The organism is Mesorhizobium sp. M8A.F.Ca.ET.165.01.1.1 (assembly GCF_004792065.1).
Classification (GTDB): Bacteria; Pseudomonadota; Alphaproteobacteria; order Rhizobiales; family Rhizobiaceae; genus Mesorhizobium.
The window spans coordinates 1-285 of sequence record NZ_SRTH01000249.1 but is presented as its reverse complement, the minus strand read 5'-3'; the positions used below and the strand labels follow the sequence as shown (position 1 = coordinate 285).

1 protein-coding gene is annotated in these 285 nt (G+C 64.6%); it reads left to right on the top strand.

What is annotated here, in order from left to right; genetic code table 11:
• A partial coding sequence (gene opgC / locus EN808_RS35955) for an OpgC domain-containing protein (RefSeq protein WP_189524262.1) occupies positions 1 to 285 on the top strand: 285 nt, incomplete at both ends.

The following is a 285-nucleotide window of genomic DNA, read 5'->3' as shown; positions in this document are numbered from 1 at the left end:
TGTTTCGCGCGCTCGCGCTGCTCACCATCTTCATCGACCATGTGCCTGGCACAATGTTCGAGACGCTGACCTACAAGAATTTCGGCTTCTCGGACGCGGCCGAAGCCTTTGTGCTGATCTCCGGCATGTCGGTGGCGCTCGCCTACGGCAGCAAATTCCAGCCCGGCGGCCGGCTGCTGGCGACGCTGAAAATGTGGCGGCGCGCCGGCGTGCTCTATGCCGCCCACATCGTCACGACCATGGTGGTGATGGCGCTGTTCTGCGCCGCAGCGGTGTTCGCCCGGC